Genomic DNA, 5,789 nt, shown 5'->3' with positions numbered 1-5,789 from the left:
CAGCTACTTCTATCCCCAAAAAATATTGTTAGTCAATTATAAAAACAAAAAAAGACCCAATCGTTAGATTGAGTCTTTCAAAAAAGGCGGCGACCTACTCTTCCACAGTAAGCAGTACCATCGGCGCAAACGGGCTTAACTTCTCTGTTCGGAAAGGTAAGAGGTGAGCCCCGTCGCTATAACCACCTTAAATCGTTGTCTTAAATAATCTATTTAAGAACTAATATCTTAACATATTGAAAATTATACATGACTAGAATAATGTACTCTAAAAAAACAGGCGTACAATAAGCCTACGGGTTATTAGTACTACTCGGCTATGACATTACTGCCTTTACACCTATAGCCTATCAACGTGGTCATCTCCCACGACCCTTTAAAGAAATCTCATCTTGTGGTGGGTTTCGCGCTTATATGCTTTCAGCGCTTATCCCTTCCGAACGTAGCTACCCTGCAATGCTACTGGCGTAACAACAGGTACACTAGAGGTTCGTCCAACTCGGTCCTCTCGTACTAGAGTCAGATCCACTCAAATTTCTAACGCCCACAGTAGATAGAGACCGAACTGTCTCACGACGTTCTGAACCCAGCTCGCGTGCCACTTTAATGGGCGAACAGCCCAACCCTTGGGACCTTCTCCAGCCCCAGGATGTGACGAGCCGACATCGAGGTGCCAAACCCCCCCGTCGATGTGAGCTCTTGGGGGAGATCAGCCTGTTATCCCCGGAGTACCTTTTATCCTTTGAGCGATGGCCCTTCCATGCGGAACCACCGGATCACTATGCTCTACTTTCGTACCTGATCGACCTGTATGTCTCTCAGTCAAGCTCCCTTATGCCATTGCACTCTACGCACGGTTACCAAGCGTGCTGAGGGAACCTTTAGAAGCCTCCGTTACTCTTTTGGAGGCGACCACCCCAGTCAAACTACCCACCAAGCACTGTCCTTCCATATGGAAGTTAGACTCTAGATAAGCAAAGGGTGGTATTTCAACAATGACTCCACAACGCCTGGCGACGCCACTTCAAAGTCTCCCACCTATCCTACACATTACTTATCCAAAGCCAATACTAAGCTATAGTAAAGGTTCACGGGGTCTTTTCGTCCCACTGCGGGTAATCGGCATCTTCACCGATACTACAATTTCACCGAGCTCATGGCTGAGACAGTGTCCAGATCGTTACACCATTCGTGCAGGTCGGAACTTACCCGACAAGGAATTTCGCTACCTTAGGACCGTTATAGTTACGGCCGCCGTTTACTGGGGCTTCATTTTAGATCTTCGCCGAAGCTAAACCCTCCACTTAACCTTCCAGCACCGGGCAGGTGTCAGGCCCTATACGTCATCTTTCGATTTAGCAGAGCCCTGTGTTTTTGATAAACAGTCGCCTGGACCTTTTCACTGCGGCCCATCTTACGATGGGCGACCCTTCTCCCGAAGTTACGGGTCTATTTTGCCTAGTTCCTTAGCCATGAATCTCTCGAGCTCCTTAGAATTCTCATCCCAACTACCTGTGTCGGTTTAGGGTACGGGCTGCTTCACTCGCTTTTCTTGGAAGTCGATTCGCTAGATTATCACCTTGACCGTAGTCTCAGTGTACTATCGCCGTGTTACCACTGGCTTCAACGCACAATTCCGTCTGTGCGCACTAACTATTCGCCTCCGTCACTTTTAGTGTGAGCAGGTACAGGAATATTAACCTGTTGTCCATCCACTACCCCTTTCGGGTTCGCGTTAGGTCCCGACTAACCCTCAGCTGATTAGCATAGCTGAGGAAACCTTAGTCTTTCGGAGTGCGGGTTTCTCGCCCGCATTATCGTTACTTATGCCTACATTTTCTTTTGTAGCTTCTCCAGCAAAGCTCACGCTTCACCTTCGACGACACTACAATGCTCCCCTACCACTTTTTCAAGTCCATAGCTTCGGTAGTATGTTTATGCCCGATTATTATCCATGCCGAACCGCTCGACTAGTGAGCTGTTACGCACTCTTTAAATGAATGGCTGCTTCCAAGCCAACATCCTAGCTGTCTAAGCAGTTCAACCTCGTTTATTCAACTTAACATACATTTGGGGACCTTAGCTGATGGTCTGGGTTCTTTCCCTCTCGGACATGGACCTTAGCACCCATGCCCTCACTGCTGATGAACATTTTATAGCATTCGGAGTTTGTCAGGAATTGGTAGGCGGTGAAGCCCCCGCATCCAATCAGTAGCTCTACCTCTATAAAACTATTAATCAACGCTGCACCTAAATGCATTTCGGGGAGTACGAGCTATTTCCGAGTTTGATTGGCCTTTCACCCCTACCCACAGGTCATCCGAAGACTTTTCAACGTCAACCGGTTCGGGCCTCCACTGTATGTTACTACAGCTTCACCCTGCCCATGGGTAGATCACACGGTTTCGCGTCTACCACTACTAACTATAGCGCCCTATTCAGACTCGCTTTCGCTACGGATCCGGTACTGAATACCTTAACCTTGCTAGCAACGGTAACTCGTAGGCTCATTATGCAAAAGGCACGCCGTCACGGATAAATCCGCTCCGACCGCTTGTAAGCGTATGGTTTCAGGTTCTATTTCACTCCCTTATTCAGGGTTCTTTTCACCTTTCCCTCACGGTACTAGTTCACTATCGGTCTCTCAGGAGTATTTAGCCTTATCGGATGGTCCCGACAAATTCACACAGGGTTACACGTGCCCCGCACTACTCAGGATACCACTATCTTAACAATCTTTACTTATACGGGACTATCACCCTCTTTGGTCGCTCTTTCCAAAGCGTTCTAATTCATTATGTATCGAATATCGTGGTCCTACAACCCCAGCATTGCCGTAACAATACTGGTTTGGGCTAATCCGCGTTCGCTCGCCACTACTAACGGAATCACTTTTGTTTTCTTCTCCTCCGGGTACTTAGATGTTTCAGTTCTCCGGGTTCGCCTCCTTTCGGATACTATATCTTCAATATAGTGGGTTGCCCCATTCGGATATCTGCGGATCATTTTGTATGTGCCAATCCCCGCAGCTTTTCGCAGCTTATCACGTCCTTCATCGCCTCTGAGAGCCTAGGCATTCCCCATACGCTCTTATGTAGCTTATTGTACTTTTTGTCTTTTTAATGAGTTACATTTATTGCTCGTTACAATAAATATTTGATTCTTGTTAAATACATATAAATATATCTAACTTTTTCATGTATCTTTTTCAATATGTCAATGAACGTGTACCGAGTCGGTACTGACTAATTAATCAGCAACTAACGGCGCAATACGCTGAGATAATCTTAACTATCTCTAGGCATTGCCTAGTGGAGAATACCGGAGTCGAACCGGTGACCTCCTGCGTGCAAGGCAGGCGCTCTAGCCAGCTGAGCTAATTCCCCATTCCTTGAATCCTATCTCTTAGAATCCTGAATGTGAATCCTCAACGTCTAGAATTTCCTTTAATTAGTAGTCTCAGGCAGACTCGAACTGCCGACCTCTACATTATCAGTGTAGCGCTCTAACCAGCTGAGCTATGAGACTCTACTTAATTATTTTTAAAATTAAATTAACAGCAAGAGAATAAAATCAAATATAAACTTTGATTTTAGATTTTAAATTAGTCGTCTTTCTCTAGAAAGGAGGTGTTCCAGCCGCACCTTCCGGTACGGCTACCTTGTTACGACTTAGCCCTAGTTACCGATTTTACCCTAGGCCGCTCCTTACGGTGACGGACTTCAGGCACTCCCAGCTTCCATGGCTTGACGGGCGGTGTGTACAAGGCCCGGGAACGTATTCACCGCATCATGGCTGATATGCGATTACTAGCGATTCCAGCTTCACGGAGTCGAGTTGCAGACTCCGATCCGAACTGTGATAGGGTTTATAGATTCGCTCCTTCTCGCGAAGTGGCTGCTCTCTGTCCCTACCATTGTAGCACGTGTGTAGCCCAGGACGTAAGGGCCGTGATGATTTGACGTCATCCCCACCTTCCTCACGGTTTGCACCGGCAGTCTTGTTAGAGTTCCCGACTTGACTCGCTGGCAACTAACAACAGGGGTTGCGCTCGTTATAGGACTTAACCTGACACCTCACGGCACGAGCTGACGACAACCATGCAGCACCTTGTAGATAGTCCGAAGAAATAGCTATCTCTAGCTAATGCAATCTACATTTAAGCCCTGGTAAGGTTCCTCGCGTATCATCGAATTAAACCACATGCTCCACCGCTTGTGCGGGCCCCCGTCAATTCCTTTGAGTTTCATTCTTGCGAACGTACTCCCCAGGTGGGTCACTTATCACTTTCGCTTAGCCACTCAGACCGAAATCCGAACAGCTAGTGACCATCGTTTACGGCGTGGACTACCGGGGTATCTAATCCCGTTCGCTCCCCACGCTTTCGTCCATCAGTGTCAATACATTGTTAGTGATCTGCCTTCGCAATTGGTATTCTATGTAATATCTATGCATTTCACCGCTACACTACATATTCTAACCACTTCACAATGATTCAAGATAACCAGTATCAAAGGCAATTTTACGGTTGAGCCGCAAACTTTCACCTCTGACTTAATTATCAACCTACGGACCCTTTAAACCCAATGATTCCGGATAACGCTTGGATCCTCCGTATTACCGCGGCTGCTGGCACGGAGTTAGCCGATCCTTATTCTTACAGTACCGTCAGCTTCCCACACGTGGAAAGGTTTCTTCCTGTATAAAAGCAGTTTACAACCCATAGGGCAGTCTTCCTGCACGCGGCATGGCTGGATCAGAGTTGCCTCCATTGTCCAATATTCCTCACTGCTGCCTCCCGTAGGAGTCTGGTCCGTGTCTCAGTACCAGTGTGGGGGATCCCCCTCTCAGGGCCCCTATCTATCGTTGCCATGGTGTGCCGTTACCACACCATCTAGCTAATAGAACGCATACTCATCTTTTACCGATAAATCTTTAATATAAATAACATGCGAAATTTATATACTATGGGGTATTATTCTTCATTTCTAAAGGCTATCCCCCTGTAAAAGGTAGATTGTATACGCGTTACGCACCCGTGCGCCACTCGTCAGCGAAAGAGCAAGCTCTCTCCTGTTACCGTTCGACTTGCATGTGTTAGGCCTGCCGCTAGCGTTCATCCTGAGCCAGGATCAAACTCTTCATCGTTAAATTTTTAAGTGTTTCCACTATTTTCTTCAACAACTAATTCAGAATTTTCAAAGTCTCAATATGATTTATTCTCTTGTTTGATTTTGCCGTTTCCAACAAAATCTTACGCTGTCAATTCAATATGTTAATGAACGTATTTCTTTAATTCTCTTAAGGCGTTTATCTCTTAAGCGGGTGCAAATATAAAACCATATTTTTATTCCAACAAAATAAAAATGAAAATATTTTTAATTTTATTTTTTAACCCCAAAAAACTCCTTAATGAACTACCTCAAAACTAAACTTCTTAGCCGTTTTGAGCGTGCAAATATATAACCATATTCCTTTCCCGCAACCCTTTTTCCCATTTTATTTTTATCTATTTTCAACAACAACCATAAGCGACTTAGTATCAGCAATTAACAACCCCGAAAAAAATAAAATTAATACCCCAATTTTATACCAACTTTATACCTTATTATAAGTACTACCGAATTTCTCCTTTTTAATATAAAATCAAACAACAGTATTTATAATACTCTAAAATAAATTACCCCCATTAAAAAACACATTAGGGATAGAACCTTTGTTGGAACCCTATAAACCTAATAGTCTATAAGCAACTCGCAATAGCTCAACCAAGCACAACCCTTGGGAAC

Annotated in this window: 2 tRNA genes and 3 rRNA genes; all 5 read right to left on the bottom strand. The window is 45.2% G+C overall.

Annotated features, from left to right (window positions below):
* Window positions 1–81 precede the first annotated feature (81 nt).
* Window positions 82–190: ribosomal RNA gene (gene rrf / locus IEV10_RS14270) — 5S ribosomal RNA — on the bottom strand.
* 93 nt (window positions 191–283) lie between these two features.
* Window positions 284–3,105: ribosomal RNA gene (locus IEV10_RS14265) — 23S ribosomal RNA — on the bottom strand.
* A 207-nt stretch (window positions 3,106–3,312) separates the two neighbouring features.
* A tRNA-Ala gene (locus IEV10_RS14260) sits at window positions 3,313–3,386 on the bottom strand.
* A gap of 68 nt (window positions 3,387–3,454) precedes the next feature.
* A tRNA-Ile gene (locus IEV10_RS14255) sits at window positions 3,455–3,528 on the bottom strand.
* 94 nt (window positions 3,529–3,622) lie between these two features.
* Window positions 3,623–5,148, bottom strand: a 16S ribosomal RNA gene (locus tag IEV10_RS14250).
* The 16S, 23S and 5S rRNA genes sit together here with 2 tRNA genes alongside, the layout of an rRNA operon.
* Between the last annotated feature and the right edge of the window lie 641 nt (window positions 5,149–5,789).

The organism is Winogradskyella haliclonae, assembly GCF_014635865.1.
GTDB classification, from domain to species: Bacteria; Bacteroidota; Bacteroidia; order Flavobacteriales; family Flavobacteriaceae; genus Winogradskyella; species Winogradskyella haliclonae.
This window is presented reverse-complemented; position numbering and strand designations above follow the sequence as displayed.